Annotated in this window: 1 protein-coding gene; it reads left to right on the top strand. The window is 37.6% G+C overall.

The genetic code is table 11. The features are described 5' to 3' along the window. Positions 1-51: 51 nt before the first annotated feature. A partial coding sequence (locus WMO25_RS18360) for a hypothetical protein (RefSeq protein ID WP_349086686.1) occupies positions 52-966 on the top strand: 915 nt, incomplete at its 3' end.

The raw sequence follows: 966 nt of genomic DNA, 5'->3' as shown, positions 1-966 counted from the left end.
CATGCCTCTATTGTATCATGCTTATGTGTATTTGGAATTTCTCATTTTGGCTTGTACTATTTATATTCTAGCACCACCTATCAACGATTTATTGAAGATGCCCTTAACGAATACGTTAAATTAGATGAATATAAAAAAACAAATTTAATTGACTACATCTCTTCTATAAGGGTTGACCCTAATGTAGCTGTCATCCTGGGGCCAGGGGGCAATCCATTTGCAAATTGGAAAGATAGAATAAGCGAAATAGTTTTTGATACAGATGAAGAAAAAGATCTTCTCTCTACTGTAAAAACTCTATTGAGAGGAACTGATAAGTGGGGAGATGTTGATGAAGCGGGAGTTTTAGAAGATGTAATATCATACTTCGAGAGTTTTACAACTTTCTTTTCAGGAGATAAAAAGGGACTTACTGGGGCAAGCGACTGGTGCAATCTTGCTGATTCTAGTATTGGCGTATGGACAGGCTTATATGACTATTTTTGCGATATGTATAAGGGGTTAAAGACAGGATTCTTTGGAGATGTTGCGCAAAAAAATGTAAAAGTTTTAGGGTTGTCAGCAGGATTTTTAGGTTTAACTGCTTCTATCCTATCTGCAAGCAATGGATTGGACAATAAGCAATGGCAAAGCATTGTAGCTGACTATGTAGATTGCGGAAAAGATATGTTGTCAGTAATTAAATCTGGCTATGCATTGAAACACATTGGAGACGTTAAAAGTTTGTCAGAAATAAAAGCAGGCCCTTGGAGTGCATTAAATATATATTCAGCCATTGGTGAAGCTGGAATTCAATCAATCTCTCAAGGTTTTCGCAGCCACGAAAAATATTATGCCGATGGTCAGTGGGATATGGGCGATACTGGCGCTACAGGAATAGATATTTCCATGGCTGGTATTTATGGAATCAGCCACAGCTTAACACTCGGTTTCGATGATCTTATTTTCGGCGCAATAGATAATGCT

The sequence above is a fragment of the Coprococcus intestinihominis genome (genome assembly GCF_040096555.1).
Taxonomy (GTDB): Bacteria; Bacillota; Clostridia; order Lachnospirales; family Lachnospiraceae; genus Coprococcus_A; species Coprococcus_A intestinihominis.
The sequence above is the reverse complement of the archived record's forward strand: the minus strand, read 5'-3'. Positions and strand labels throughout refer to the sequence as shown.